The sequence below is a fragment of the Janthinobacterium lividum genome (genome assembly GCF_011601275.1).
Classification (GTDB): domain Bacteria; phylum Pseudomonadota; class Gammaproteobacteria; order Burkholderiales; family Burkholderiaceae_D; genus Janthinobacterium; species Janthinobacterium lividum_E.
In genome coordinates this window covers 65,076-91,417 of sequence record NZ_JAAOLY010000018.1, presented here as the reverse complement: position 1 = coordinate 91,417, position 26,342 = coordinate 65,076, and the positions used below count along the sequence as shown (strand labels likewise).

The window sequence follows — 26,342 nt, the reverse complement described above, 5'->3', positions numbered from 1 at the left end:
GTCAAGCACCTTTCTGCGACAGTTTCAGGCCGCGGGCCAGGTCTTCGATCAAATCGTCCGCGTCTTCCAGGCCGACGGACAAACGCATGGTGCCTTGCGTGATGCCCGCCTGCTCGAGTTGATCGTCGGGCACGCGGAAATGCGTGGTGGAGGCGGGGTGGATGACGAGCGACTTGGCGTCGCCCACGTTGGCCAGGTGCGAGAAAATCTTGAGGCTGTCGACAAAGCGCTGGCCCGCCGCGCGGTCGCCGCGCAGACGGAAGGTAAACACGCCGCCCGCGCCTTTCGGCAGCAGGGTCTTGCCCAGCTCGTAATCGGGGTGCGACGGCAGTTCCGGGTAGGACACCGATTCCACGGCCGGATTGGCCAGCAGGAAATCGACCACCTTGCGCGTGTTGGCCACGTGGCGGTCCATGCGCAGGCCCAGGGTTTCGATGCCTTGCAGGATAGCGAAGGCATTGTGCGGGCTCATGACGGCGCCGAAATCGCGCAAGCCTTCGCGCCGCGCGCGCAGGGCGAATGGCGCCACCGTCGATTCCTCGGCGAAGACCATGCCGTGGAAACCCTCATACGGTTCGCACAGTTCGGCGAAACGGCCCGTCTTGTCGTACGCCGTTTGCCAATCAAAAGTGCCGCCATCGACGAGCAAGCCGCCGATGGCCGTGCCATGGCCGCACAGGAATTTGGTGGCCGAGTGGAATACCAGGTCGGCGCCATGCTCGAAGGGGCGCAGCAAATACGGCGTGGTAAAGGTCGAATCGAGCATCAGCGGCAAGTGGTGCTCGTGCGCGAGGGCGGCAATCCGGGGGATGTCCAGCACGTCAAGGCCCGGATTGCCCAGGGTTTCGGCGAACAGCACCTTTGTGTTGGGGCGGATGGCGGCGCGCCAAGAGTCCACGTCGCGCGGGTCGACAAAGGTGGTCTCGATGCCGTAGCGTTTCAAGGTGTAGGCCAGCAGGTTGTGCGAGCCGCCGTACAGGGCGCGCGAGGCAACGATGTGCGAACCGGCGCCCGCGATGGTGGACAGGCCCAGGTGCATGGCGGCCTGGCCGCTGGCCGTGGCGATGCCGGCCACGCCTCCTTCGAGCGCGGCGATGCGCTCTTCCAGCACGGCGTTGGTGGGATTCGAGATGCGCGAGTACACGTGGCCGGCCCGCTCCATGTTGAACAGCGAAGCCGCATGTTCCGAACTCTTGAAGGCAAACGAGGACGTGAAGTGGATGGGCGTGGCGCGCGCGCCCGTGGCCGGATCGGGCGCGGCGCCCGCATGCAGGGATAAAGTATCGAAACCGGGGTATTTCGGGCCGCTCATGGTGTCTCCGCCAAGTTTTATAGTGGCAAGATCGTAACCTGATTTACCTCTGAGCAAAAGGGCTCCTGTGCAGGGCGCATGGCGCCGTGCTGGCGGATGGTCAGGCTCAGCTGGCGTGTAACCGGCAGTGTAAAAAAAGTGACCGGCGCTGTGCGGCGGTGGTAGGATACCGGATCAGCGATATTCGGGCTGTTTTACCTGTGCGCGTGCGCCGCGCCGCAGGGAGGGCTGCTAGGTACCAGCGAAATCCTGGGCTTCAGGCGAACTCTCATCGCATGTCCACCAGGAAAGATTTTATGCCCGCAATATCGTTCGACGGCGACCTCGCCGTACCCGGACCTTCTATAGTCGACGGCCTGTGCCAGGCAGGCTGGCTCATGCAAGAGCATTTTATCTCCCCTGAACTGAGCCGCCAGTTGGCCGCCGAATGCGTGCAATCCATGCTCAGCGGCAAGATGAAGGGCGCCGGCGTGGGCAGCGGCCATGCGCCGTTGCTGCAGCCGGACATCCGCGGCGACCATATCGAATGGCTGGAAACGGGCCGTTCCGAGGCGTGCGACCGCTACCTGGCACACATGGAAACGCTGCGCTGCCTGCTCAACCGCGAGCTGTTCCTGGGGCTGGAAGAATACGAAAGCCATTTCGCCCTGTACGCGCCGGGCGCCTTTTACCGGGCCCATCTGGACCGCTTCCGCGACGACGACAAGCGCACCGTGTCTGTCGTGCTGTACCTGAACGACGACTGGCTGCCCGAGCACGGCGGCGCGCTGCGTCTGCATCCGCAAGGCGCGCCCGTGGTGGACATCTTGCCGCAGGCGGGCCGCATGGCCATGTTCATGTCGGGCGAGATGCTGCACGAAGTGCTGCCGACGGCGCGCCAGCGCCTGTCCATCGCAGGTTGGTTCCGCCGCCGCGCGTGAGGCAACGTGGCGCGCAATCTCCCTCGATTTGATTGCGCGCAAGGCTGGATTTTTCCGCAGGCATAGGCTACAGTCGCAGTAAGGGCTAGAATAACTAAAATACCAATCACGCGGACAGGACGGCCAATATGAAAGTATCTGAAATTCTCCAAGTCAAGGGCAATATTCTCTACACGGTCACGCCTGACCAGCCCCTGCTTGACGCGGCCAATACCATGGCTGAAAAAGACATCGGTTCGCTGGTGGTCATGGAGTTTGGCGACCTGGTCGGCATGCTGACCTTCCGCGAAGTGTTGAACGCGCTGCATGAAAACGCGGGCCAGATCGGCGGCGGCACCGTGCGCAAGCACATGGATGACCACCCGATCACCGTCACCCCGGATACGGAAGTGAACGAAGTGCGCCGCATCATGCTGGAAAAGCACGCGCGCTACCTGCCCGTCATGAACGCCAAGACTTTATTGGGCGTCATTTCCTTCTACGACGTGGCGCGCGCCGTGCTCGAAGCGCAAAGCTTTGAAAACCAGATGTTGAAAGCGTACATCCGCGACTGGCCGGCCGAAACCACCGATTAAGCTTTGCTGATCCACTAAAAACAACGCCGGCAACTGCCGGCGTTTTGCATTCTTGAGGTGAATGGCGGCTAGGCAGCGCCCTGCAGCGCTTCGTTGTTCAGCCATGTGCCCAGCGCCGTCGCTGTCATCGGGCGGGCGAACAGAAAGCCTTGCGCCATCGGGCAGCCCAGCGCCTGCAAAATCTGCGCTTGCCGTTCGTCTTCCACGCCTTCCGCGATCACGGCCAGGCCCAGGTTGCGGCCCAGCTGGATGACCATTTCGGCGATGCTGCTGCCGCGCGCGGAACCCGTGATTTCCGTCACAAACGCGCGGTCGATTTTCAGGCGGTCCACTTGCAGGCGCTGCAAATAGGATAGCGAGGAAAAACCCGTGCCGAAGTCGTCGATGGCGATGCTCACGCCCGTCTGCTTGATCTGCCACAGCATCTTGATCAGCAGGTCCGGCTCTTCCATGGCCATCGATTCCGTGATTTCCAGTTCAATGAATTCGGGCGGCGCCTGCGTTTCTTCGAGCGCCGCGCGCAGCATTTCCAGGAACAGCGGGTGGCGGAACTGCACTTGCGACACGTTGACGGACATGACGAAGTTGCGGTGGCCCTGTTCGCGCAGCAGCACCAGCTCGCGGCAGGCCGTGCGCAGCACCCATTCACCGAGGTCGATGATGATGCCCGAGTATTCGGCGATCGGGATGAAGCGGTCGGGCGAGATGAATTTGCCATCCGGTGTCTGCCAGCGCAGCAGCGCTTCCGCGCCCACGGGGCGGCGCGTGGTCAGGTCGATCTGCGGTTGATACACGACAAACAGCTGGTCCTGGCTGAAAGCCGTGCGCAGGGCGTGCATCATGCGCACCCGTTCGCGTATTTCGATGCCCATGCTGCGCGAGAAATAGAAGTGGCCGGCGCGCTGCTGGCTTTTTGCCCGCTTCAGGGCGATATCGGCATCCTTCAGCGCATCGGCGCCCGTGCCCGCATGTTCGCCCAGGCGCACGAGGCCCAGGGTGGCGGACAGCTGCACGTCCTGGCCATCGATGCAGAACGGCGGCTGGAACAGGGCCAGGATCTTGTTCGGGTTGACTTGCGAGGAATCGCCGAGCACGCAAAAGATGTCGCCGCCCAGGCGCGCCACCGTCAGCTGGGGACCCAGCTGGGTTTGCAAGCGGCCCGCCACGGCGATCAGCAGGGTGTCGCCGAACTGGTGGCCCAGCGCGTCGTTGGTCTCGGCAAAGTGATCGAGGTCGACCAGGGACAAGGTGGCGTCGTCGCGCGCGGGGCCGGCCAGCGTGGCGTCGAGGATTTCCACCAGGCGGGTGCGGTTGGGCAGCTTCGACAACTGGTCGTAGAAGGCGGCATTGTGCAGGTGCGACACCAGTTCGACGTTGTCCAGGCCCACGGCGACGTTGCTGCAGAAGACTTCCAGCAGGCTTTCATCGATGGCGGAAAGGGGGCGCGGCAGCACCAGGTAGGCGGCCGCGTCGCGGCTGGCCTTGCCCGCGAAGTACAGGGTGGCGTAGTCGTGCGCATACACATTGCGCCGCTGTGCCAGTGTGTGCTCGATGGCGGCCATGACGCGGGGGTTTTGCAGGCCGCACAGGGCGCTGTGCGGCAAGCTGGAAAAGCTGCCCGTGCAGGCCGAGACGAGCAGCTCCTTGCTGCCGTTGTCCTGCAAGTCCTGCACGCACAGCACGCCGTCGGCGCGGATGCCCAGCAGGTCGGCGATCTGCGCCAGCACTCCGGCCGAGAAATTCTGCACGCCGTGCAGCGCCATCAGCTGCGTGCTGGCGTGGACGATCCGGTCCAGGCCGCGCCGGCTGCTGCTGATCGAGCGGATCTGCTCGTACGAACGGATGGCGGCCGTCACCGTCGTAAACAGCTTGATGCGCGTCAGTTCGGATTTGGTTTTATAGTCGTTGATGTCGAAATCGCGGATGGCGTCTATTTCCGGCGCATAGCCGGGCTGGCCCGTGCGCAGGATGATGCGCACATCCGTCATTTTCAGGGTTTCGCGGATGTAGCGCACCAGGTGCAGGCCCGCGTCATCCTGTTCCATCACCACGTCAAGCAGGATGACGGCGATGTCGTCTTCATGCTTGAGCAGTTCGCGCGCCTGGCCGGCCGAATACGCATGCACGAATTCCAGCGGGCGGTGCTGCATTTCCAGGTTGCCCAGGGCGAAAGTGGTGGTGGAGTGGACGTCTTCATCGTCGTCGATGATCATCACCCGCCAGACGCTGCGCGGTGCGGCCGTCAGCGGCGCAGCCGGTTGCTCATCGAGGAATACCAGGTCGTCGTGATCGTCCTTGTTGGCGTCAAGGGGGATGATCGGTGCGGGCATGTATAGCTTCTCCAGGATGACTCGATGTTTATACGAGCGCGTCGCAAAAGCCCATGGCGTTGTTGCGTTGCCTCGCCGTACTTGCGTACTGTCTTCGGCAACGCGCCTAGCCCTGGGTATTTGTGACGCGCTCTCGGCGCAGCCTTGAACCTGCATTGTGTGGTGCGCTTTGATCCAAGTATATAGCTATTTAATAAGCAAAATGTTTTTTTAAATCTATTCTGTGGAGCAATATTTCTTGTTTTGCATTATTGCAACTCATATCTGGTGTTTTTTGCATGAAAAAATACGCGGGATTTAAAAATGGCGATTTGGGTGGGGCAATATCGGGCCTGGGTGCGGCATTAGCGGCATGGCATGCCCCGCAGGCTGGTAGAATTGAGTTTTCCAGTCCTCACACTTCCTACTATGTCCGGCAATTCTTTTGGCAAGCTGTTTACTGTTACCACTTTCGGCGAATCGCATGGTCCGGCCATCGGCTGCGTGATCGATGGCTGTCCTCCAGGATTGATCCTGTCGGAAGCCGATATCCAGCCCGAGCTGGACCGCCGCAAGCCGGGCACGTCGCGCCACGTGACGCAGCGCCAGGAATCCGATACGGTGGAAATCCTCTCCGGCGTGTACCAGGGCGTGACGACGGGTACGCCCATCGCGCTGCTGATCCGCAATGAAGACCAGCGCAGCAAGGATTACGGCAATATCGCGGAAAGCTTCCGCCCCGGCCACGCCGACTACACCTACTGGCACAAATACGGCGTGCGCGACCCGCGCGGTGGCGGGCGCTCGTCGGCGCGACTGACGGCGCCCGTGGTGGGCGCGGCGGCGATTGCCAAGAAATGGCTGCTGCAGCAGTACGGCACCACCTTCAAGGGCTGCATGAGCCAGCTGGGCGACATTCCCGTGCCTTTCCAGTCGTGGGAGCACGTGCATGCGAACCCGTTCTTTGCCGCCAGCGATGACGCGGACCTGATCGCGCGCATGGAAGAGGCCATGGACCAGCTGCGCCGCGACGGTGATTCCATCGGCGCGCGCATCGACGTGATCGCGCAAAACGTGCCCGTCGGCCTGGGCCAACCCATCTACGACAAGCTCGACGCCGACATCGCCTACGCGATGATGGGCATCAATGCGGTGAAAGGCGTGGAAATCGGCGCCGGTTTCGACTCGGTGGCGCAAAAGGGTTCCGAGCACGGCGACGAACTGACGCCGGAAGGCTTTATCGGCAATAACGCCGGCGGCGTGCTCGGTGGAATTTCGACGGGACAGGACATCAGCGTGTCGATCGCCATCAAGCCGACCTCGTCGATCCGCACGCCGCGCCGCTCGATCGACAAAGAAGGCAACCCCGTGATGGTGGAAACGTTCGGCCGCCACGACCCCTGCGTGGGCATCCGCGCCACGCCGATCGCCGAAGCCATGCTGGCGCTGGTGCTGATCGACCACGCCCTGATGCACCGCGCGCAATGCGGCGATGTGTCGGTGAGTACGCCGAAGTTGAAGTAAATTGAAATGTTGTCGGATGACGGGTGCGACCCTGATCCGACTCGCGGCCCATGCCATGCGTTGCGGTGATGTCGGGTTACGCCATTCTGGCTAACCCGACCTACGCGTCTGATCACGGCCCATGTCATGTGTTGCGTGTAGGTCGGATTAGCGGGGCATAGCCCTGCGTAATCCGACAATATCGTTGGCGCTTCCTGTCACGCCACCTTGTTCGCCACCAGCTCCAGCTGGTGCCGCATCTCCACCGACTGCACCAATAAAGCCCGGATATCGTTGATCAGGTTGAACTCCGTCTGGTTCAATTGGATCGGCGGGAAGCTGTCGTCCCAGTCGCCGTACAAAAAGCCCGTGGGGTGGCCGTTGGCCGACAGGGGCAGCACGACGAAGCTGCGCGCTTCGGACAACGTCGCTTTCCACCATTGCGGCAGCTTGGCGGCAAATTTCGGGTCGCGCGCGTTGTCGATGAAGATCACGCGGTCGCTATTGAGGGCCGCGTGGAAGACGTTCGGCTCATACGCGTCGCCAAACACCATCAAGTCCTGTAGGTCGGCCATGCCTTCGCCCATGCTGATGCGCGCCGAATACAGATGATCCCTGTGGTTGCGCACGAACGCCACCGAGCGCGAAAAATCGAAGCCCTGGTGCAGCGTTTCGAGCGCCATCGAGACCATCTGTCCCGGACTTGCGCTGCCGATGGCGCCGCGCAGGTCGGCCAGGCCGCCGATCAATACGCGGTTGCCTTCGGCGCGCATGCGCGTCGACGCCAGCTGGCGCGCGCGCCGTTCGGCCGGTTTCGACAGGGGCGCGATCGACAGGTCGGCCGCCGCCATCGCCTTGGCCTTGTCCACCGCCACCACCAGGTCCGTCGCCGTGATGCCCAGGGTGCCCGCATAATCGTCGATCAGCGCGTGGACCTGCGCCGCGCCGGCCGCATCGTCGTGCCACAGCGAGTCGGCGCAGCGCGCCGCCATCGTCGACAGGCCCGCCATCCAGTCGGCGCCGCTGACGGGAGCGTTGTCGGGCGACGGGTCCATCGGACGCATGCCGTTGATCAGGTGCTGCGGCAAGCCCCAGTGGGCCGCCGTGGCATAGCCCACTTCCGGCAGCGACAGGCCGAGGATTTCGCGCGCGGCGGCCGCCTCGTTGCCGGGACCCGCATGCGCCTGCATGCGCGCCCAGAAGTCCGTCATGTAGAACGTCACCATCATGCGGCCCAGGGTGTGCAGCATCGAGCAGACGACTGCCTGCTCCGCCTGCAGGCTGCCGGCGCTGGTGGCCACCTGCTGCGCCACCATCCCGGCCAGCACGGCCTTTTCCATTTCCACGTGGGCGCTGACGGAATCGGGCGACGCCTGCGACAATTCCTCGATCAATTTCAGGCCCAGCGCCAGATGGCCGATGGCGTCGATGCCCAGCACCAGCACGGCCTTCGAGACCGTGTTGACGCGCTGGCCGAAGGCCGAATACATGCCGCTGTTGGCCAGCCGCAGCACCTTGTGCGTGAGGACAGGGTCGGACAGCACCGTTTGCGTGATGTCGAATTCGTGGTCATCCTCGCCGCGCATGGCACCGAGGATGGCGCTGATGGCTTTCGCGAAGCCGGGCATGTCGCCCTGCTGGCGCGTGCGCGCCCACAGCAGGTCCAGGGTGTTTTTGCCGAGCTGTGTCGGTACCGTGAAATGACCTGGATTCATTGCCCCCCTCCGCGCGGTTCATTGGCAGGCGGCACAGGCACCAGCGCCGCATAGGTTTTGTCGCTCAAGGCCGACAGCGCGGCATGGGCCGGCATCGGTTTGCCCGTCAGGTAGCCTTGCACGTACTGGCAGCCGCGCGATTCGATGAAGTGCATCTGCTCTTCGGTCTCCACGCCTTCGGCCACCACGGACAGGTTCAAATGCTTGGCCAGGTCGAGAATGGTGTTGCAGATGGCCGCATCCTTGCTCGATGCGGGCAAGTCCTTGATGAAGGTGCGGTCGATCTTCAGCACGGAAATGGGGAAGCGCTTCAGATACGCGAGCGAGGAGTAGCCGGTGCCGAAATCGTCGATGGCGATGCGCGCGCGGCGCTCCGTCATCTTGACGAGGATGGTTTCCGCATGCACGGGGTCGATCATCAAGGTGCCTTCCGTGATTTCCAGCACCAGGTGTTCGCCGGACAGCCCTGAAAACGCGATGGCGTCATCGAGTACGTCGAGGAATTTGTCGTTGCGGAACTGGCGCGGGCTGATGTTGACGGAGATGTACAACGGCCGCTTGGCCACTTCCTGGAACTGCTTGAGCTGCACGCAGGCCGCCTTCAGCGCCCAGGCGCCCAGAAGGTTGATCAGGCCATTGGCTTCGGCAATCGGGATGAAGCGCACGGGCGGCACCAGGCCCAGGGTCGGGTGCTTCCAGCGCATCAGGGTTTCGAAACCCTGGATTTGCCGCGTGTGCGCATCGACGATGGGCTGGTAAAAGAGCAGGAATTCGCCTTCGCGCACGGCGTGGAACATGGCCGCTTCCAGCGAAATGTCGTGTTCCGACGGGCCGTTCAAACGCGGGCTGTAGACCAGGCAGCGGGCCTTGCCCGTTTCCTTGGCGCGCGACATGGCCGCATCAGCCAGCGCCACCAGGCGCACTTCATCTTCCGCGTGCAGCGGATAGATCGAGACGCCCACTGACGCCCCCACGTAGATCGTGTGGCCGTCCACTTCGAACGGCGCCTGCAGGGTAGCGAGCAGGCGGCCCGTCACCAGTTTGATCTGTGCGTCCGTGGCGCTGCCGGGCAGCACGGCGACGAATTCATCGCCGCCCACGCGCGCCAGGGTGTCGCTGTCGCGCAGGGTCTTGCGCAGGCGCGCGGCGGCCAGGCGCAGCACGGCGTCGCCGACGGGATGGCCCAGGCCATCGTTGACCTTTTTAAAACCATCGAGGCCGATGGTGGCGACGGAAAAGCCCTGGCCCGAACGGGCGGCCTGGGCGATCACCATGCGGATGCGGTCCGACAGCAGCAAGCGGTTCGGCAAGCCCGTGAGCGCATCGTGCGTGGCCATGTGGCGCAGCCGTTCTTCCGTATTGTGCTGGGCCGACGTGTCGCGCCCGACCACCAGCAATTCGGCCACGCCGGCCGCGTTCATATAAGAAGACAGGCGTAGCTCGAACCAGATTTCCTGGTCCGGCGTTTGCAGGCGCACTTCCAGGCGGCCCGGCTCGGCCAGGGCGTCTTCCAGTGCCGCCTGCAGCGCCGCGCGCGACGCTTCCGTGGCCAGCGGCAGCAGCAAGTGGCCGGTCAGGCCCGATGGTGCGCCAAACAGGGTGGCCGCGCGCTTGCTGGCGAACAGGATCAGGCCGTCCATATCGAGCCGGAACACGACGTCGCCTGCCTCTTCCATGAGGTTGTCCAACTCGTGGCGAGCCTCGCGGTGGGCGGCGGATGGGGTACTGGAAAACATCGTGCTGGCTTTTACCTTTTTATTATCAGTGCCGGCGCTCGCTGCAGGGCAGGGCGCCAACGGAAAGAATGCGTCGTGCATGACGCGCGCCATAGGGGCCGAAAGGGCGGCTATCGGAACGCGATCCACACGAAATGTATCATTGAAAAGCACCCGATTACATGAAATAGAGCAACATTGCTTCAGGTTTTGTAAATATTCCTGCCTTCCATGAAAAAAATCATGCCGCGCGACGCACGCAGGCATTTTCATTCCGCATGGAAACATTTATCTGCGCTTGCTTCCACTGGCGCGCTTGCCCCGTCATGCGCTTTACGCTAGTCTGGCTGGCAGACGGTGTTGACGGTGCGTCCACGGCAGGCAAGGGCGCCATGATAACAAATCGCGGGGGACCCCCATGAATGCTTTTGACACGCATGAAGTTTTCAACCAGGCCACGCCGTTTGAAAACGTCAATCTGTTCGCCTGCGACCCGGCGCTGATCGAAGCGTTGCTGCGGGAGGGCGGCGGGGCGGCGCTCCAGGAACTCGACGCGCTGGGCGAAAGGCTGGGCCGCGCCGAGACCTATGCGCTGGCGCGCCAGGCCAATATCCACACGCCCGAGCTGCAGCAGTTCGACCGGGCCGGGCGCCGCATCGACGAGGTGCTGTTCCATCCGGCCTGGCATGAACTGATGGCCATCCTCGTGGGTGCCGGTGCACACGCTTCGCCGTGGGCTTCGCCCGGTCCCGGCGCCCAGGTGGCGCGCGCGGCCGCCTATCTATTAGTGGGGCAGGTGGAAAACGGTACGCAATGTCCCGTGACGATGACGTATGCCTCGGTGCCGGCCTTGCGCCAGGCACTGGACCTGCCGCAGATCGCGCAGCGCTGGCTGCCGAAAATCCTGTCGCGCGAATACGATCCCCGCTCCCTGCCCGTCGAGCAGAAGCGGGGCGCGCTGGTCGGCATGGGCATGACGGAAAAGCAGGGTGGCTCGGACGTGCGCAGCAATACCACGCGCGCCGTGCCCGTGCCGCCGGACGAAGCGCAAGCCCTGTTCGGCGGCGAGGCCGGCGGCGCCTGGCGCATCGTCGGCCACAAATGGTTTTTCTCGGCGCCCCAGTGCGACGCCCATCTGATCCTCGCCCAGGCGGACGAGGGGGGATTGTCTTGTTTCTTTTTGCCCCGTTACCTGCCCGACGGCAGCCGCAACGCCATCCGCGTGCAGCGCCTGAAGGATAAAGTGGGCAACCGCTCGAATGCCTCGTCGGAAGTGGAATTCACGAATGCCTACGGCTGGCTCGTGGGGCAGCCGGGGCGGGGCATACCCACGATTCTGGAAATGGCCAGCCATACGCGCCTCGATTGCGTACTGGGCAGCACCGGCATCATGCGCGCCGCCTTGACGCAGGCGCTGCACCATGCGCGCCAGCGGGCCGTGTTCGGCAAGCCGCTGGCCGAGCAGCCCCTGATGCAAAACGTGCTGGCCGACCTGGCGCTCGAATCGGAAGCGGCCACGGCCTTCGCGCTGCGCCTGGCCCGCTGTTTCGATGAAAAGGACGATCCGCGGCAAGCCATGCTGGCGCGTGTGTTGACGCCGGCCGGCAAATACTGGATCTGCAAGCGCGGTCCCGGCTTCGGCTTCGAGGCCATGGAGGTGCTGGGCGGCACCGGTTATGTGGAAGACGCGCCGCTGGCGCGCCTGTACCGCGAACTGCCCGTCAATTCGATCTGGGAAGGTTCGGGCAACGTCATGTGCCTCGACGTCTTGCGCGCCTTCGGCAAGTCGCCGGCCGCGCGCGACGCCCTGGCGGCCGAGCTGGCGCTGGCCGGCGATGGCGATGCCATCTTTGCTGGCTATCGCGCGCGTCTGCTGGCTGACCTTGACGGACCGCAGACGGATGAATTTGGTGCCAGACAATTGTCCGAACGCATCGTGCTGGCCGTGCAAGCGGCCTTGCTGTTGCGCCATGCGCCGCCCTTCATCGCGCAAGCATTCCTGCAGTCGCGCCTGGTGCTGGCCCCGGGCGGTGCGTATGGCCGCTTGCCGGCCGGCACCGATTGCGAGGCCATCCTGGCGCGCGCGCTACGCGAGTATTGATTTCAATAAATCCGATTATTTCGAAAATTCCGGCCACAGGCGAGCTGCGGGCTGGGATAATGCTGCAATCCATCATTTTATCGATACACAGCGCGCTTGCGGCCCAGGCTTGCCGCCGCGCCAGACAGTAGAGAAAGAAAAACAATATGAAACAAGACCCACGCTTCCCGAATTTGTTCATTACCGATCACCCATTGATCCAGCACAAGCTGAGCCACATGCGCGAGCACGATACGTCGACGCGCACCTTCCGCGAATTGCTCAAGGAAATCACCCTGCTGATGGGCTATGAAATCACGCGCGACCTGCCGCTGACGACGCGTGAAATCAAGACGCCGCTCGTCACCATCGACGCGCCTGTTATCGCAGGCAAGAAACTGGCCATCGTGCCCATCCTGCGCGCCGGCATCGGCATGAGCGATGGCTTGCTGAATCTGGTGCCATCGGCCCGCGTGGGCCACATCGGCGTGTACCGCGACCCGGCCACCCACATGCCCGTGGAATACCTGGTGCGCCTGCCGGACCTGAATGAGCGCACCTTTATCCTGTGCGATCCGATGGTGGCGACCGGCAATTCGGCCGTGTACGCCGTCGACGTGCTGAAAAAGCGCGGCGTGACGGACGAGCAGATCATCTTCCTGGCCCTGGTTGCCGCTCCGGAAGGCGTGACCGTGTTCCAGCACGCGCATCCGAACGTCAAGATGTTCTGCGCCGCGCTCGATTCGCACCTGGATGACCACGCCTACATCGTGCCAGGCCTGGGCGACGCCGGCGACCGCATCTTCGGCACCAAGTAAGCCGCGTCAGGCGAGTATTGCTATGGCAACCTTGATCGATCCGGACTTTCGCGCGCGTTTGCGCGCCTTGAATGAAAAATATGCGGCTGGCGTGCCGGCGCTGTTGCAGGCGATCGCGCAGGCAAGCAGCCGCTGCGACAGCGAAGGCCCCCGTCTGGAACCGTTGACGGAGCTGCACCGCGCGCTGCATGCGGTGGCCGGCTCGGCTGCCACCTTCGGCTTTGCCGCGCTGGGCCAGGAATGCCGGCGCATCGAACAACTGGTGCGCGCCATGCTCAATGCCCCGGAGCAAGCGGTGGCGGAATGGCCCGCTGTGCGGGCGCAGGTGGCGGCGCTACTGGACTGGGCGGGACGCGATGCGGCTGCCATCCATTTCACCGCGTGAGCGACAGTACTATAGAGATGTGGTTGCAATGATTCATTTGATACAACGCAAAGCACCCGCGTCGCAGATTAGGATATAGTGTCTCCATGCCGCTGCTACAGGGCGCCGCAAGACGGGGATTTGGCTATTAAAGTAGTGTTCGTAAGTTTATTTTGCGAAAGAATGGTTTTTCTCAGTTTTGTTGGTATAATTGGGCATCGTTGGATTCGAGGTAGTAGTGCAGTTTGTCTGTCATTTCTTTCTTGCTTCAAACGATATAACGGGCGCAAGCCCAACTTAACTGAAATAGGAAATTGTAATGGCAACTGGCATCGTAAAATGGTTCAATGATTCGAAGGGTTTCGGCTTTATTACCCCTGACGAAGGCGGCGAAGATCTGTTCGCTCACTTCTCGGCTATCCAGTCGAACGGCTTCAAGTCCCTGCAAGAGAACCAACGCGTTTCTTTTGAAGTGACCGCTGGCCCTAAAGGCAAGCAAGCTTCGAACATTCAGCCAATCTAATACGCTGGATCAAACGAAATAAAGAAATCCTCGGTCTCCGAGGATTTTTTTTTTCGCCTGAATTTCTGTGGAGCATCGGTTTTCCGTGGGCTGCGTGCTTTTTCGGTGTGCTGGGCATCACTGGTAGGTCGGCTTAGCGCTTGCGCGTAAGCCGACAAGAGTGGCGTTGGCAAGATGTATGAGCTGGTGTCGGCTTGCGCTGCACTAAGCCGACCTGCGCTTACCAATGCTGATCCGGGAGTTGTTGTTTCCGCATGCGTCACGACGCCGGACAAAACCGTCGCGAGCGGAAGGAAGAGGTGGCCGAGAAGCGCAACCGTACTCTAGTACGGTGAACATCACAGGCCGCCTATGCCGACGCGCAGCAGGTTTGGTCCCGCGTCTTCAAATAGCCCGCTCGCGCCAGTAATCTGGTTGAGAATACGAGTGCCTTAAAAAATCCACGAACGCCCTTATGCGCAGCGGCAAGTGGCGGCGCTGGGCGAACACGGCATAAATGTCGTTGCCCGGGGCGGCGAACTGGTCCAGTACCGTCACCAGCTGGCCCGAGGCGATCTCGGCGCCCACTTCCCACATCGAGCGCCACGCCAGTCCCTTGCCGGCCAGGGCCCAATCGTGCAGCACTTCGCCATCGTTGCAGACCATATTGCCGGCCACTTTTAAGATCACATTCTTGCCGTTTTCGCGGAAGGTCCAACCCCGCTGGCTGCCTTCGCTGCTGATCGCCAGGCAATTGTGCTTGGCCAGGTCGGCCGGGATGCGGGGCGTGCCCGCCCGTTTCAGGTAGGCGGGCGAACCGACGAGCACGCGCTGGTTGTCGGCCAGCTTGGTGCTCACGAGCGAGGAATCGGACAGGCTGGCGATGCGGATAGCCACGTCGATGCCTTCGCCGATCAGGTCGACGAGGCGGTCGTTCAGGTTCAGCGACACCGTCACGTCGCGGTGCTCGGCGACAAAAGAGGGGATCAAGGGCGCCACATGCTGGCGTCCGAAGCCGGCTGGCGCGGAAATGAGCAAATGGCCGCTGGCTTTCACGCTGCGCACTGCCACGGCCGCTTCCGCCTCTTCCAGTTCGCCCAGGATGCGCTGGCAATCTTCCAGGAAGGCGGCGCCTTCATTCGTCAACGCCAGCTTGCGCGTCGTACGCTGCAGCAATTTGACGCCCAGGCGCTGCTCCAGCGCATCGAGGCGCCGGCCTATCATGGCCGGTGCGATCCCTTCCGCGCGCGCGGCGGCCGACAGGCTGCCCTTGGCGACCACTTCCACGAATGTTGATATCTGTCTGAACTGCCCCATGCCGTGCTCCCGCGATGCCATCACTTGTGATAAAAACGCATAGATGAAGTGATTTTTAATCTCGTTTCCATGCCTTATAGTGCAATACTATAGAACAAACGCGCCGCCCGGCAGAGTGTTTTTGCGCCTCTGTCCAGCTTGTCCGCGCAGTCGTTCAGCTTATACTTGGATCACCAGATTACCTTTGCTTATATTTATTAAAAACCGGAGAACTTCATGACGCAGAACACGATCCCACTTCCAGAGGGCATGCAAATCACGGGTGACATCCAGCCCGGCTATGAACAGATCTTGACGCCGGCCGCGCTGGCGCTGGTGGCCAAGCTGACGCGTGCTTTCGAGCCGCGCCGCCAGGAATTGCTGGCCGTGCGCGTGGAACGCGCCAAGCGCCTCGACGCGGGCGAGCGTCCTGATTTCTTGCCAGAAACTGCGCACATCCGCGACGGCGACTGGAAGATCGCACCGATTCCGAAGGCGCTGGAATGCCGCCGCGTGGAAATCACGGGTCCCGTCGAGCGCAAGATGGTCATCAACGCCTTCAATTCCGGCGCCGACAGCTACATGACGGACTTCGAGGATTCGAACACGCCGAATTGGGATAACCAGCTGACGGGCCAGATCAACATGTTCGACGCCGTGCGCAAGACGATTTCGCTCGAGCAAAATGGCAAGTCGTACAAGCTGAACGACAAAATCGCGACACTGGTCGTGCGTCCACGCGGCTGGCACCTTGATGAAAAACACGTGCTGGTCGACGGCAAGCGTATTTCCGGCGGCATCTTCGATTTCGCCCTGTTCATGTTCCATAACGCCAAGGAACAGCTGGCGCGCGGCGCCGGCCCGTATTTCTATCTGCCGAAGATGGAATCGCACCTGGAAGCGCGCCTGTGGAACGACATCTTCGTCATGACGCAAAACGAATTGGGCTTGCCACAAGGTACGATCAAGGCGACCGTGCTGATCGAAACCATTCTGGCGGCGTTTGAAATGGATGAAATCCTGTACGAACTGAAGGAGCACAGCTCTGGCCTGAACGCGGGCCGCTGGGATTACATCTTCTCGTGCATCAAGAAATTCAAGCTGGACAAAGATTTCTGCCTGGCCGACCGCGCCAAGGTCACGATGACGGCGCCCTTCATGCGCGCCTATGCCTTGCTGCTGCTGAAAACCTGCCACAAACGGGGCGCGCCAGCCATCGGCGGCATGGCGGCTTTGATCCCGATCAAAAACGATCCGGAAAAGAACGACATCGCCATGGGCGGCGTGCGCAACGACAAGGCGCGTGACGCCACCGATGGCTATGACGGCGGCTGGGTGGCGCACCCGGGCCTGGTCGAACTGGCCATGGGTGAATTCACGAAAGTGCTCGGCGACAAACCGAACCAGATCGATAAGCAGCGTCCCGACATCGACGTCAAGGCGTCTGATCTGCTGAATTTCCAGCCGGAAGCGCCGATCACGGAAGCGGGCTTGCGCTACAACATCAACGTGGGTATCCATTACTTGGGTAGCTGGCTGGCCGGCAACGGTTGCGTGCCTATCCATAACCTGATGGAAGATGCGGCCACGGCCGAGATCAGCCGTTCGCAAGTGTGGCAGTGGATTCGTTCCAGCAAGGGCGTGCTGGAGGATGGCCACAAGGTGACAGCCGAGATGGTGCGCGCCATGATTCCGGAAGAGCTGGCCAAGGTGCAGCGCGATGCGCCAGGCGGCAACGGCCCGACCTATGTACGCGCCGGCCAGATTTTCGAGGAAATGTCGACGTCGGAATCATTCGCCGAATTTCTGACCTTGCCGCTGTACGAGGAAATCTGATCCTGATCAAATCGATCAATAAAAAATCCCGGCGGTGCCTGATGGTATCGCCGGGATTTTTCTTTTTGGAAGCACAAGCTTAAAAGCTGTTCTTCCACATCCGTAGCGCGGCAAACGCTTCCACAGGCGAAGCATCGGTGGCCAGCTTGCCTTCCACCTTCAGACTGGTCAAAATCGCCGGTTCGCGGTAGCGCAGGAAGGGATTCGTGGCCTTTTCAAGGGCAATGGTCGACGGCACGGTGGCTAAACCTTGCTGGCGCTTTTCCGTATCGATGGCGATGCGTTCCTGCAAGGCCACATTGCCCGGTTCGACAGCGTTGGCAAAGCGCAAATTGGACAAGGTGTACTCATGCGCGCAAAATACCTCGGTATCGTCGGGCAGGGCGGCCAGTTTGCCCAGCGAATCGGCCATCTGGCCCGGCGTGCCTTCGAACAGGCGGCCGCAGCCGCCAGCAAACAGGGTGTCGCCGGAAAACAGCCACGGCGCGCCGCTGCGCTCGTCGCGCTGGCGCACGTAGGCGATATGTCCCTTGGTATGGCCGGGCACGTCGATGACACTCATCTGCAAGCCCAGCTCGGGCACGTGGGCGACATCGCCTTCGGCAAGCGGTTCCGTGATGGCTGTGATAGCCTCATTGCGCGGGCCGAAGACGGGGACGGCGAAATGCTGCAACAATTCAGGCACGCCACCCGTGTGGTCGGCGTGGTGATGCGTGAGTAAAATGGCGGACAAGGTCAACTGATGGCCTTGCAGCGCATCGAGAATGGCCATTGCATCGCCGGGGTCGATCACGGCGGCGTGGCGGCCGTCATGGATCAGCCACAGGTAGTTGTCGGCAAAGGCGGGCACGGCAAGTACCGATAAAGCGTGTTCAGGGGAGTGTGTCATGAGCAAAAGAGAAAACTGAATGGACAGTGCGGCATCCGAAAAATCCATTATAGCGCTTGACGGCTGGCTGCAGACGCCGGCCGGTCTGTACGTGCGCGCCTGGGAGCAGCAATGCCTCGACAGCCTGACCGTCGACATCTTCGGTTTTAATGCCGTGCAGATCGGCTTGCCCCAGCTCGACGCACTGGCCGCCAACCGCATGCCGAACAAATGGCTGCTCGATGCGCGCCTGCCTTTGCAGTCGCCGCAGGGCCGTCGCCCGACCCTCGTGTCGGCCTTCGACGAGCTGCCGTTCGACTCGCAAAGCCTGGACCTGGTGGTCTTGCCGCACGTACTCGAATTTGCCGCCGAGCCGCACCAGGTCTTGCGCGAAGTCGAGCGCGTGCTGATCCCGGAAGGGCGCGTGATCGTCTGCGGCTTCAATCCGGCCAGCCTGTGGGGCATGCGCCAGGGCCTGGGACGGGTCACGGGACGCCACTACCTGCCGCAGGCAGGCGAGCTGATCTCTATGCCGCGCATGAAAGACTGGTTAAAATTGCTCAACATGGGCGTCAGCCAAAGTTACTTCGGCTGCTACGCACCTGCCTGCAGGACAGAAAAATGGCTGCGCCGTAACGCCTTCATGGACAAGGCCGGTGCGCGCTGGTGGCCATATCTGGGCGCAGTGTATATAGTGCAGGCGATCAAGCGCGTCAAAGGGATGCGTTTGATCGGTCCGGCGTGGACCAAGAAACCGGCGACGGCGCCCGCAGGCGCACCGGTCACGAATAAAAGGCGGGAACAGCAAGATGGATAAGGTAGAGATTTACGCCGATGGCGCATGCAAGGGCAATCCCGGCACAGGCGGCTGGGGCGCGCTGATGGTGGCCGATGGCGCCAAGAAAGAAATTTACGGCGGGGAACTGAATACGACGAATAACCGCATGGAATTGAAGGCTGTGATCGAAGCCTTGACGGCGCTTAAACGTCCCTGCCAGGTGGTGCTGTATACCGATAGCCAGTATGTCCAGAAGGGCATCAGCGAGTGGATCCACGGCTGGAAAGCGCGCGGCTGGAAAACGGCGGCCAAGGCGCCCGTCAAGAACGTCGACCTGTGGCAGGCGCTCGACATCGCCCAGGCCGTGCATGAAGTGGAATGGCGCTGGGTGCGCGGCCACAATGGCCATCCGGGCAACGAAAGGGCCGATCAGCTGGCCAACTTGGGTGTGGAAACGGTACGTGCCTGAGAACTAAATTTCTGCCCTGTAGCAGTGGGCAGGACGTAACCGGAGGGCGCAGGTTTGCTATACTGTGCCCTTCGCTTTTTGCTTTTACGACTGAATCCGCCATGCGTCAAATTGTTCTCGATACTGAAACCACCGGCCTGAACCCGCGCACGGGAGACCGCATCCTGGAGATCGGGGCGGTCGAGCTGAACAACCGCATGTTGACGGGGAATAATTTCCACCATTACATCAATCCCGAGCGCGATTCGGAAGAGGGCGCGTTGGCCGTCCACGGATTGACGACGGAATTCCTTAGCGACAAGCCAAAATTCGCGGAAATCGCCGACGAGTTTCGTGCCTATATCGCCGGCGCCGAACTGATCATCCACAACGCCCCGTTCGATATCGGCTTCCTGAACGCGGAATTCAAACGCCTGAACCTGCCACCAGTCCACGAGCAGGTGCATGGCGTGATCGACACCCTGGTACAGGCGAAGGAAATGCATCCGGGCAAGCGCAACTCGCTCGACGCCCTGTGCGACCGCTACGGCGTATCGAATGCCCACCGCAAGCTGCACGGCGCGCTGCTCGACTCGGAATTGCTGGCCGACGTCTACCTGGCAATGACGCGCGGGCAAAACAGCCTGAGCATGGAAGAAGAATTGGAAGTGGCCGCCGACGGCGCCGTGCTGGAAATCGTGCCCCTGGCCGAAGTCATCTTCCAGAGCGCCACGGCCGACGAACTGGCCGCCCACGAAGCCACCATCGCCGGCCTCGACAAGGCCGCCAAAGGCCAGTGCATCTGGACCGCCGTCACGTCGCCGCCAGCGGCCGCCTGAGAAAAAAGCGGGGCAAGGTAAATTTCCTCTTGCCAGCCCTTGCAGATGCCGCAACACCTATGCGATAATTCGCCTCGCTTCGGGAGGTTAGCTCAGGGGTAGAGCACTGCATTCACACTGCAGGGGTCGCAAGTTCGAAACTTGCACTTCCCACCAAGAATTTCAAGTGAAATCAATCACTTAACTAAAAGTCGGCCTTTAAACAGGTCGGCTTTTTTTATTCAGTGTAATTTTTCAGTGTAATTTATTTGCCTGACACCACCACCAACTGCGACAGCTTGTCGAGGGCACTACGCTGTGCGTCGATCTGCAGGTGGCTGTAACGCTGCGTGGTCTGCACATTGGCGTGGCCGAGGATCTTGCTGATTGTGTACAGGTCTACGCCCAGGCCCAGCATGATACTGGCGCACGAGTGGCGCAGGTCATGGAAGTTCACATGCGGCATACCAGCCTTTACTCGCGCGCGGCGCCACGACGACTGGACGCCGTACAGTGTCATGTCGAGCGGAAAATATTTCAACCACGGCCGCAGTGCCGGGATGATAGGGATCACCCGCATGCGGAGCGTTTTGGTATTGCTGGCTGGGAAAGTGATAGCGTCTCGGCCAATGTGCTGGCTTTCGATCTTGAATAATTCCCCGCGCCGCGCGCCTGTGAGCAGCGCCGCCCAGATTGCAGCCTGGGCGATCGGCGTGCAGAACGATGCGATTTTCCTCACCTGCTCGACAGTGAGGAATACCTCACGCTTGTTATTCACTGCGACTGTCTCGATGCGCAGACCGTAATTCTCTGGTATCAGTCGTTGACGCCAGGCCAAGTGCAATCCTTTCTTGGCGCAGGCCAGAGACCGGTTGATAGTTGCCGGCGCGTATGCAGGGACCATCTTGCCGGTTTTTCGGTCCGGGATTAACTTGCTCATGTCCCGTATGACGTGGTCCGCAAATTCCTGCGCTTGGCTGGCCTTGTATCGCTCCGCCCATGGTCCAAGGCGCTTGGCGTGGTGCTTTGAGGTGTCGGCGCTGCGTAATGCCAGTGAATGCTCCACGAAGATCGCCAGGATCGCGGTCATCGGTGGATCGCCGGGGATGCGCACCTGCTTCTGCTTTGGTGCGCGCGCGACCGAGGAGCGAAGCTCTGCCTCAATCAGCTTGGCATCACTCGCAGTTGAACCTTCCGGCAACTCTCGGTGAATTCTTTTGCCATCGACCATGATCCCGACGTGGAGCTTGCCCTTGCTGTCTTTCCAGACTGACATATTTGATTTTCCCTTAACCAGTTCTTACATTCTTCAAGGTCGTAGCGCTTGGACCGCGCGCCGACCGGTGTATATGGCAGTCCAGCCTGCTCAAGCCGGCGAATTGTCGATTCGCTGACGCCGAGCGCGGCGCAGATCTGCTGCCTGTTCAATTCCCCTGCTGTGCTGGTGGGCTTCTTGCCTGCGGCCTTGTCCAGCGCCGCCACCATTTCGGCGATGCGGCGCATTTCGACTTCGCTCATGTTCATGGCGCATCTCCCGGAATGCCTGGAAGTGCGGCCACCGTGTCCACTGGCGTCAACGCCTCGCCGCGCCTCGCCAAGAACTCACGCGCCAGGCGCTGAATGTTGTTCTCGCCGGTGTTGATCCGTTCAGCAAGCGCCGAGTCCGGGTTTCGCACTGACTCGATCTGCTCGCGCTTCACACCCAGCACTTCGGCCATGATCGGGTCGGCGCCACTGTCCGACACGAGGAAGTAGGCGGAGCAGGGCGCATCCTGGCCATCCCGGTGCACGCGCCCGATACATTGCTCATGCACGCCAGGCGACCAGTCCAGCTCGCCGAACACCACGGTGTTGCAGTAGCCCTGCAGGCCGTCGACGCCGGCGCCGGAGCGCAGCGACATGATCAGCACTTGGGCTTTGCCGGTCAGGAAGGCGCTGACAGCCTCATCCTTTTGGTTCGCCGACTCGCTGCCGGTGTACAGCATGGGATTGAAGGCGGCCAGCGCTTCCATCCAGATGCTATATACCGCGCGGTGCCAGCCAAACAACACGATTGGCTCACCACTGTCGAGTAGCAGCTTGACGAATTCGGCGACGTAGGGCGCCTTCGCGATGCCGGTGGCCTGCCGCATCAGCGCGTCGAACTCGCCAGCGGCCTGCATCTTTTCACCGCGGAACAGCTCGTTATGACGCAAGACGATCTTGGCCAGCGAGATGGCATCGCTGTGCAGGGCGTCGAGCGCCTTCTCATCGGCGTCGACTTCGTGCACGATCTTCGACAGGTTCGGCAACTCGCGACCCACATCGGCGCGCGTGCGGCGCAGCATGATGCCTTCGCGGCGCAGGTAGGCGCCGAATTCCTTGGCATTTGCCAGCCTGGCCTTGCCGTCGACTTCGGTCGAGCACCACTCGCGGACGAATTCGTCATACTCGCCCAACGCCTCGGGTGCCACCACGTTCAGCACGTGATAGAACTCGTGGCCATAGTTGTAGATCGGCGTGGCGCTCAGGCCCATGCGCCGCGCGGCGCCGGCGCCAAGGTGCACAGCGGCCTGGTAGATCGCCGTGCCAGGGCTGCGCAGCGCCTGGCATTCGTCGTAGACCACGTATTTCGCCACGCCGTGCAAGGTCTCGGCCCAGCCGCGCAACTTGTGATACGAGGTGATGATCACGTCCGGTAGACGCGGTGGGATCAGTTCAATCTGCTTCGAGCGCGAACGGGGCATCAGGTCGTATGGCGAGCCTTTCTTGAGGATGTGTACGGTCAGGTCAGGCGCGAACTCCTTGATCATGGCGCGCCACTGGCGCGGCAAGTGCGCCGGACAGACGACCACCACGGGCAGGTTCTCGGCGCGCACCATGCCGCAAATGGCCGATACTGTCTTGCCCAATCCGAGGTCGTCGGCCAGCAGGAAGCCGCCTTTCAGTTCAAGCATCTGCGCCGCGAAGGCCTGGTACTCGCGCGCCGGCTTGGCCAGTTTGATCTCGAAGGGCGGCACATGGCCCGCCATCAGGTCGGCGAGGCGTGTTTCGCAGTCGCGGTGCTGATCGGCCAGGCGATCCATGATGTCGCGGCGGTCGACCTCCATCGGGTACCGGTCGATGAACCAGGCCAGCTCACGCGTATTCTCCGGCGTCACCGAAATGCAGATGTGCTTGGCGGCGTGCTGCGGCACGCGTGGGAAGACCCGCTTGAGGCGCGCCCGCACGAACGGTTCGCCCTGGATCAGCCAGAAACGCTCGGTGTAGTTGATGGTTCCGTATGTCGAGGTCAAAACGATGCTCCTGTCAGTTTGATAATGCGTACGGGTTTTCCATGGAGTTGGTCGACCTCGGCGCCAGCGCCGCCCCAGAATCTGGTCGTCACCAGCACCACGGCCGTAACGTCGGGCCGCGCGGCGTAGCGGGCAATTTGCGTGAGCGCTTGCGACAGCGAACCCTTGATCTTTGCCTCGATCACGATGCCGGACGCGACGAGGAAGTCGAAGCGGTCCTTTGGGCCGGCCACCACCTCGCGCTGGAAGTTGATTCCGGCTTCGGAGAGGACTTGCGCCATCCCTTCATGCAGGGTGACCTCGTTGGCAAACCGGTAGGCGAAGCGCGGCAGAGTTTCCGCTACGCTGCGCAGGATCAATGCGCTCACGGCGTCACCCGCCTGAATTCGATCGCCCATACCCATGGATTCGCTGCCCATGCACCAGCGCCGTTGATGTCGTCCCACAAGCGCTGATACTCGACGCGCGGGTCGTTCATCGTGCGATGCGAAATACCCTCGGCCAGCGCATCCTCGACGCTGCAGTCGTTCAGGCGCTCAACGCGCACCGATGCGATCTCCAGCAGGATACGGCTGGCCGCGCGCGGCATGAAAATCGCCGGGCGCTTGTGCCAGCCGGGCAGGGCGCTGCGGCGGCCGGTCGCCAGCGGCAGGTCCGGGTTGTCAGCGGCGAACTGGTAGGCCCGGTCGCACTCGGTCGTCATATCGACAAAGTGCCACTCGTCGCGCGCCTTCTTGGTGCTGAACCGGGTTTCCCAGCGGCCATAGGCGAAGAAGGTTTCTCGCACCCGCAGCTGATCACGATGCGCACCGTGCGGGCAGGCATCGCCGGCCATACCGTGTGCGCCAGACGCGCGCGTATCCGAAACGCTAACCATCGACTGGAACGCGTTGCAGGGCCACTGGTAGTCCCCTGGCCGATGCGGGGCCGGCTCCGGCTGTGGCTTCATCACCCTCCGCGTCTGCGTCTTGCTGCCGTCGAGCACGGCGCGCACCATGGGAGCGCTGAAGAGGATAGGGCGCACTTTTCTCATGCTAGTATTGCTCCAAATTTAATGGGGTATATGTTGAACAAAATTTTTAATTGGCTTCTTGTTGCTTCCAGCATTTCAAGCATGTTCATTGTTTCCTTTGTTTGCTACACATGTTGGCCAGACAAGGATTCGAGCTTGCCTTCCTGGGTGCAGGCGGTTGGTTCCGTTGCAGCCATCGTTGGAGCGGGTTATGGGGTCAAAGCGCAGCTGAAGCACACAGAAAATAAGGCGATCAACGATCTTGCAGCGGATCAGCGCAACGTGATCATCAGTTTGATTGCCGAGTTGACGGTGTACAGCGCTGCACTTGAAGACATCAACGAAAAAGTCTGGCAAACCCCTAGTGCTGTCTTCGGAAAAATGCTGCAGTTGATCTTTCCCAGCGCGAGTTTCCGATTTCCGATCTACGTAGCGAATGCCGCAAAAATATGGGCGGTGTCCGACGATCATGTCAGAGGCAAGCTCATTGGCGTTTACGCCGAGCTCGACATGCTGTTTGCTCTCCTTGACCGCAACAGTGCGATTGCCCAACTGATCCCGCATAATGAAACTCCGTCGGCAGAAGTTGCTGCCCAGCTCAAGGGCCTTTTTCCAGTGATAAAGGCTCAGTTGGATAAACTTATCCCAGAAGTGCAAACCGTGAAGGCGAAACTGGAAGAGCAAGTTTTTACGCAGTAGACTGCAAGCGATTGCTCTAACGTTCATACGTCACCGCTTTGCGCCAGCAGCTCGCGGCTACCGTTCGACCGCATCGATCCGACGACGGAGCCTTCCATCGCCTCCAGCAGTCGCGCAGCCCGGTTGTAGCCGATACGAAGATGGCGCTGGATCAGCGATATCGATGCGCGCTGGTGCGTGCGTACTACCTCGACCGCCTGGCAATACAGCGGATCGGTTGCGCTGCCGTCGCCGGGCGGCACGGCGCCTGTCGCTTCGCCATTCAGCTGCAGCACCGGGCGCTGCTGGCGGATAGGGGCATCGCCCGCTGCCGGTCGTGGACTCGGCTCCATGATCTCGACGGCGGCTACCAGAAGCAGGTCGGCGGATCGCGAGCCGCCAGGCAGCCCCTTGGCCAGCGTCAGCGCCGATTTAATCGCGTCCTCGGCGGTTTCTGCCATGTGTTCGCGCACGCGGGCAACGGCCGGCTGAACGGTGCTGTCATACAACTCGTTGAGCACATCGCGGTAACGGGCGCGAAGCTTGTACAGATCGGCGGTCAAGTTCACGGCGCGCTCGACCTTCTGCCGGCCGGCAGCAGCCGGGCCCGGCGCCTGCGTCTCCACGTCGGCCTCGCCACCCAGCGCCTCCACCAAGTCGGCCAGCATCTTGGCCAGCTCGCCGGTCATCAGGGCGAAGTCGCTGTCGAAGCGCTCGTCGTCGTTGCGCGTGGCGCTTTCCTTGATAATTTCCAGCGGCTTGACTGACTTGATGGCCAGAGACTCGTCCAGCACGAAGCTGATCTTGTCGTTCCAGGTCATGGCCAGGCGCGTGCACTGCTTGCCGGCGGCAATGTGGCGGCGGATATCGTCCGCTTCCAAGGTATGGCGCTTGTACGCCACCTGGGCCTTGCTCTCGCCGGTGGCGCGCATGATCGCGTCCTGATCGACCGTGAAGCCGGCCGGGGATTCGTCCGCCTGCAGCCATTCCGTCATCACGCCCACGGGCGAACGCTGCACGCGCAGGCTTTCTAGCGGCAGCTTGTCGACGGATTTCAGCAGCAGCTTGACCACCTCGTCTGCCTTCGCCGGGCTGGCCGCGTCCACCACCAACCATCCGTTCACCGGGTCGATCCACACGGCCGTAGTGCTGAGAATGGCGAAGGCGCGCGGCAGCAGCTCGTCGGTGACGCGCTCTTTCAATTCCTTCATGGCCTTCTTGCCGGGCGCGAACCCCTGGGCTTCTTCCATTTCCAGGGCGCGGGCGGCGGCCACCTGGTTGATCACGGTCGACGGCAACAGCTTCTTCTCGGTTTTCAACTGCAGCAGGAACTGGCCGCCCACGGCGTGCACCAGCGGCGCGCTGGCGCCGCGCGGGGCGGTCCAGCCCTGGCGCACCAGGTCCATGCTGGTGGCGGGCGTGAACTGCTGCGGCGCCAGCGCCTGCTCGAGCGCGGCGGCCGTCATGGCCCAAGGGGCGGGCAGGCGGTAAATCTGCAAATTCTTGAAAAACATGACGAT

General features: G+C 61.8%; 24 protein-coding genes, 1 tRNA gene and 1 pseudogene. 13 read left to right on the top strand and 13 right to left on the bottom strand.

The window, feature by feature from the left end:
• Position 1 precedes the first annotated feature (1 nt).
• Positions 2-1,312 (bottom strand): O-acetylhomoserine aminocarboxypropyltransferase, encoded by a 1,311-nt coding sequence (locus tag GYK42_RS23750; protein WP_166449497.1) that lies wholly within the window; start codon positions 1,310-1,312, stop codon positions 2-4.
• A gap of 296 nt (positions 1,313-1,608) precedes the next feature.
• On the opposite strand from GYK42_RS23750, the gene GYK42_RS23745 reads away from it, so the two are divergent.
• Positions 1,609-2,232, top strand: a complete 624-nt coding sequence (locus GYK42_RS23745; RefSeq protein ID WP_166449496.1) for a 2OG-Fe(II) oxygenase — start codon at positions 1,609-1,611, stop codon at positions 2,230-2,232.
• A 128-nt stretch (positions 2,233-2,360) separates the two neighbouring features.
• A complete protein-coding gene (locus GYK42_RS23740; RefSeq protein WP_010398828.1) occupies positions 2,361-2,807 on the top strand; it encodes a CBS domain-containing protein in 447 nt (148 codons plus the stop codon).
• 68 nt (positions 2,808-2,875) lie between these two features.
• Here the strand turns inward: GYK42_RS23740 and GYK42_RS23735 are convergent, their stop codons facing one another.
• Positions 2,876-5,137 (bottom strand): putative bifunctional diguanylate cyclase/phosphodiesterase, encoded by a 2,262-nt coding sequence (locus GYK42_RS23735; protein WP_166449495.1) that lies wholly within the window; start codon positions 5,135-5,137, stop codon positions 2,876-2,878.
• A 408-nt stretch (positions 5,138-5,545) separates the two neighbouring features.
• On the opposite strand from GYK42_RS23735, the gene aroC reads away from it, so the two are divergent.
• Complete coding sequence (gene aroC / locus GYK42_RS23730) at positions 5,546-6,640, top strand: chorismate synthase (RefSeq protein WP_166449494.1); 1,095 nt, start codon at positions 5,546-5,548, stop codon at positions 6,638-6,640.
• A 197-nt stretch (positions 6,641-6,837) separates the two neighbouring features.
• Here aroC and GYK42_RS23725 read toward each other — a convergent pair whose 3' ends face one another.
• Positions 6,838-8,334 (bottom strand): HDOD domain-containing protein, encoded by a 1,497-nt coding sequence (locus GYK42_RS23725; RefSeq protein WP_046682931.1) that lies wholly within the window; start codon positions 8,332-8,334, stop codon positions 6,838-6,840.
• On the bottom strand, positions 8,331-10,070 hold the full coding sequence (locus tag GYK42_RS23720) for a putative bifunctional diguanylate cyclase/phosphodiesterase (protein ID WP_166449493.1): 1,740 nt from the start codon (positions 10,068-10,070) through the stop codon (positions 8,331-8,333). The genes GYK42_RS23725 and GYK42_RS23720 overlap by 4 nt, the downstream gene beginning before the upstream one ends.
• Positions 10,071-10,467: 397 nt before the next feature.
• Between GYK42_RS23720 and GYK42_RS23715 the strand changes: the two genes are divergently transcribed.
• The 4 genes from GYK42_RS23715 (at position 10,468) to GYK42_RS23700 (ending at position 13,834) form a co-directional block, all read left to right on the top strand.
• Positions 10,468-12,150, top strand: coding sequence for an isovaleryl-CoA dehydrogenase (locus GYK42_RS23715; protein WP_166449492.1), 1,683 nt, complete (start codon positions 10,468-10,470; stop codon positions 12,148-12,150).
• Between the two features lie 146 nt (positions 12,151-12,296).
• Positions 12,297-12,947 carry a uracil phosphoribosyltransferase gene (upp, locus tag GYK42_RS23710; RefSeq protein WP_166449491.1) on the top strand — a complete coding sequence of 217 codons (651 nt, stop codon included), beginning with the start codon at positions 12,297-12,299 and terminating at the stop codon, positions 12,945-12,947.
• Between the two features lie 22 nt (positions 12,948-12,969).
• Positions 12,970-13,332, top strand: a complete 363-nt coding sequence (locus GYK42_RS23705; protein WP_166449490.1) for an Hpt domain-containing protein — start codon at positions 12,970-12,972, stop codon at positions 13,330-13,332.
• A 298-nt stretch (positions 13,333-13,630) separates the two neighbouring features.
• Entirely contained in the window at positions 13,631-13,834 is a 204-nt protein-coding gene (locus tag GYK42_RS23700) for a cold-shock protein (protein ID WP_010398811.1), read from the top strand.
• A 384-nt stretch (positions 13,835-14,218) separates the two neighbouring features.
• Here GYK42_RS23700 and GYK42_RS23695 read toward each other — a convergent pair whose 3' ends face one another.
• Positions 14,219-15,130, bottom strand: a complete 912-nt coding sequence (locus GYK42_RS23695) for a LysR family transcriptional regulator (protein WP_046682926.1) — start codon at positions 15,128-15,130, stop codon at positions 14,219-14,221.
• Between the two features lie 216 nt (positions 15,131-15,346).
• On the opposite strand from GYK42_RS23695, the gene aceB reads away from it, so the two are divergent.
• Entirely contained in the window at positions 15,347-16,945 is a 1,599-nt protein-coding gene (gene aceB / locus GYK42_RS23690) for a malate synthase A (RefSeq protein WP_166449489.1), read from the top strand.
• 79 nt (positions 16,946-17,024) lie between these two features.
• On the opposite strand, the gene gloB is transcribed toward aceB, so the two are convergent.
• Entirely contained in the window at positions 17,025-17,834 is an 810-nt protein-coding gene (gene gloB / locus GYK42_RS23685) for a hydroxyacylglutathione hydrolase (protein ID WP_166449488.1), read from the bottom strand.
• A gap of 19 nt (positions 17,835-17,853) precedes the next feature.
• Between gloB and GYK42_RS23680 the strand changes: the two genes are divergently transcribed.
• The 4 genes from GYK42_RS23680 to GYK42_RS23665 all read left to right on the top strand — a co-directional run bounded on the left by GYK42_RS23680 (position 17,854) and on the right by GYK42_RS23665 (position 20,034).
• Positions 17,854-18,630 carry a class I SAM-dependent methyltransferase gene (locus GYK42_RS23680; RefSeq protein ID WP_166449487.1) on the top strand — a complete coding sequence of 259 codons (777 nt, stop codon included), beginning with the start codon at positions 17,854-17,856 and terminating at the stop codon, positions 18,628-18,630.
• Positions 18,623-19,060, top strand: coding sequence for a ribonuclease HI (gene rnhA / locus GYK42_RS23675; protein WP_034755581.1), 438 nt, complete (start codon positions 18,623-18,625; stop codon positions 19,058-19,060). Before GYK42_RS23680 ends, rnhA begins: the two co-directional genes overlap by 8 nt.
• Positions 19,061-19,161: 101 nt before the next feature.
• Complete coding sequence (gene dnaQ, locus GYK42_RS23670; RefSeq protein WP_166449486.1) at positions 19,162-19,878, top strand: DNA polymerase III subunit epsilon; 717 nt, start codon at positions 19,162-19,164, stop codon at positions 19,876-19,878.
• An 81-nt stretch (positions 19,879-19,959) separates the two neighbouring features.
• Positions 19,960-20,034 (top strand) — tRNA-Val (locus GYK42_RS23665).
• A gap of 88 nt (positions 20,035-20,122) precedes the next feature.
• Here the strand turns inward: GYK42_RS23665 and GYK42_RS23660 are convergent.
• Genes GYK42_RS23660 through GYK42_RS23640 form a run of 5 tightly spaced genes read right to left on the bottom strand, consistent with a single transcriptional unit; the run spans position 20,123 to position 24,165 of the window.
• Complete coding sequence (locus GYK42_RS23660; protein ID WP_166449485.1) at positions 20,123-21,133, bottom strand: tyrosine-type recombinase/integrase; 1,011 nt, start codon at positions 21,131-21,133, stop codon at positions 20,123-20,125.
• Positions 21,022-21,381, bottom strand: coding sequence for a helix-turn-helix transcriptional regulator (locus GYK42_RS23655; RefSeq protein ID WP_166449484.1), 360 nt, complete (start codon positions 21,379-21,381; stop codon positions 21,022-21,024). Before GYK42_RS23655 ends, GYK42_RS23660 begins: the two co-directional genes overlap by 112 nt.
• Positions 21,378-23,132 (bottom strand): DEAD/DEAH box helicase, encoded by a 1,755-nt coding sequence (locus GYK42_RS23650; RefSeq protein WP_166449483.1) that lies wholly within the window; start codon positions 23,130-23,132, stop codon positions 21,378-21,380. The genes GYK42_RS23655 and GYK42_RS23650 overlap by 4 nt, the downstream gene beginning before the upstream one ends.
• Positions 23,129-23,500, bottom strand: a complete 372-nt coding sequence (locus GYK42_RS23645) for a hypothetical protein (protein WP_166449482.1) — start codon at positions 23,498-23,500, stop codon at positions 23,129-23,131. Before GYK42_RS23645 ends, GYK42_RS23650 begins: the two co-directional genes overlap by 4 nt.
• The gene (locus GYK42_RS23640) at positions 23,497-24,165 is read right to left on the bottom strand and encodes a hypothetical protein (protein WP_166449481.1); all 669 of its coding nucleotides are present in this window, start codon (positions 24,163-24,165) and stop codon (positions 23,497-23,499) included. The genes GYK42_RS23645 and GYK42_RS23640 overlap by 4 nt, the downstream gene beginning before the upstream one ends.
• A gap of 81 nt (positions 24,166-24,246) precedes the next feature.
• On the opposite strand from GYK42_RS23640, the gene GYK42_RS23635 reads away from it, so the two are divergent.
• Complete coding sequence (locus tag GYK42_RS23635) at positions 24,247-24,843, top strand: hypothetical protein (RefSeq protein WP_166449480.1); 597 nt, start codon at positions 24,247-24,249, stop codon at positions 24,841-24,843.
• Positions 24,844-24,866: 23 nt separating this feature from the next.
• Here the strand turns inward: GYK42_RS23635 and GYK42_RS29395 are convergent, their stop codons facing one another.
• Positions 24,867-25,175, bottom strand: a complete 309-nt coding sequence (locus GYK42_RS29395; protein WP_240943774.1) for a DNA translocase FtsK — start codon at positions 25,173-25,175, stop codon at positions 24,867-24,869.
• A gap of 243 nt (positions 25,176-25,418) precedes the next feature.
• A pseudogene (locus tag GYK42_RS29390) lies at positions 25,419-26,336 on the bottom strand (recombination-associated protein RdgC); the annotation flags it as partial.
• Positions 26,337-26,342 lie beyond the last annotated feature (6 nt).

Excerpts from the sequence above, each read along its gene's own strand:
- dnaQ (WP_166449486.1), top strand. The coding sequence starts at position 19,162 with ATGCGTCAAATTGTTCTCGATACTGAAACCACCGGCCTGAACCCGCGC.
- rnhA (WP_034755581.1), top strand. The coding sequence starts at position 18,623 with ATGGATAAGGTAGAGATTTACGCCGATGGCGCATGCAAGGGCAATCCC.
- GYK42_RS23660 (WP_166449485.1), bottom strand. The coding sequence starts at position 21,133 with ATGTCAGTCTGGAAAGACAGCAAGGGCAAGCTCCACGTCGGGATCATG.
- GYK42_RS23750 (WP_166449497.1), bottom strand. The coding sequence starts at position 1,312 with ATGAGCGGCCCGAAATACCCCGGTTTCGATACTTTATCCCTGCATGCG.
- GYK42_RS23695 (WP_046682926.1), bottom strand. The coding sequence starts at position 15,130 with ATGGGGCAGTTCAGACAGATATCAACATTCGTGGAAGTGGTCGCCAAG.
- gloB (WP_166449488.1), bottom strand. The coding sequence starts at position 17,834 with ATGACACACTCCCCTGAACACGCTTTATCGGTACTTGCCGTGCCCGCC.
- GYK42_RS23700 (WP_010398811.1), top strand. The coding sequence starts at position 13,631 with ATGGCAACTGGCATCGTAAAATGGTTCAATGATTCGAAGGGTTTCGGC.
- GYK42_RS23740 (WP_010398828.1), top strand. The coding sequence starts at position 2,361 with ATGAAAGTATCTGAAATTCTCCAAGTCAAGGGCAATATTCTCTACACG.
- GYK42_RS23745 (WP_166449496.1), top strand. The coding sequence starts at position 1,609 with ATGCCCGCAATATCGTTCGACGGCGACCTCGCCGTACCCGGACCTTCT.
- GYK42_RS23640 (WP_166449481.1), bottom strand. The coding sequence starts at position 24,165 with ATGAGAAAAGTGCGCCCTATCCTCTTCAGCGCTCCCATGGTGCGCGCC.
- aceB (WP_166449489.1), top strand. The coding sequence starts at position 15,347 with ATGACGCAGAACACGATCCCACTTCCAGAGGGCATGCAAATCACGGGT.
- upp (WP_166449491.1), top strand. The coding sequence starts at position 12,297 with ATGAAACAAGACCCACGCTTCCCGAATTTGTTCATTACCGATCACCCA.
- aroC (WP_166449494.1), top strand. The coding sequence starts at position 5,546 with ATGTCCGGCAATTCTTTTGGCAAGCTGTTTACTGTTACCACTTTCGGC.
- GYK42_RS23655 (WP_166449484.1), bottom strand. The coding sequence starts at position 21,381 with ATGAACATGAGCGAAGTCGAAATGCGCCGCATCGCCGAAATGGTGGCG.
- GYK42_RS29395 (WP_240943774.1), bottom strand. The coding sequence starts at position 25,175 with ATGGAGCCGAGTCCACGACCGGCAGCGGGCGATGCCCCTATCCGCCAG.
- GYK42_RS23735 (WP_166449495.1), bottom strand. The coding sequence starts at position 5,137 with ATGCCCGCACCGATCATCCCCCTTGACGCCAACAAGGACGATCACGAC.
- GYK42_RS23705 (WP_166449490.1), top strand. The coding sequence starts at position 12,970 with ATGGCAACCTTGATCGATCCGGACTTTCGCGCGCGTTTGCGCGCCTTG.
- GYK42_RS23715 (WP_166449492.1), top strand. The coding sequence starts at position 10,468 with ATGAATGCTTTTGACACGCATGAAGTTTTCAACCAGGCCACGCCGTTT.
- GYK42_RS23635 (WP_166449480.1), top strand. The coding sequence starts at position 24,247 with ATGTTCATTGTTTCCTTTGTTTGCTACACATGTTGGCCAGACAAGGAT.
- GYK42_RS23680 (WP_166449487.1), top strand. The coding sequence starts at position 17,854 with ATGGACAGTGCGGCATCCGAAAAATCCATTATAGCGCTTGACGGCTGG.
- GYK42_RS23720 (WP_166449493.1), bottom strand. The coding sequence starts at position 10,070 with ATGTTTTCCAGTACCCCATCCGCCGCCCACCGCGAGGCTCGCCACGAG.
- GYK42_RS23725 (WP_046682931.1), bottom strand. The coding sequence starts at position 8,334 with ATGAATCCAGGTCATTTCACGGTACCGACACAGCTCGGCAAAAACACC.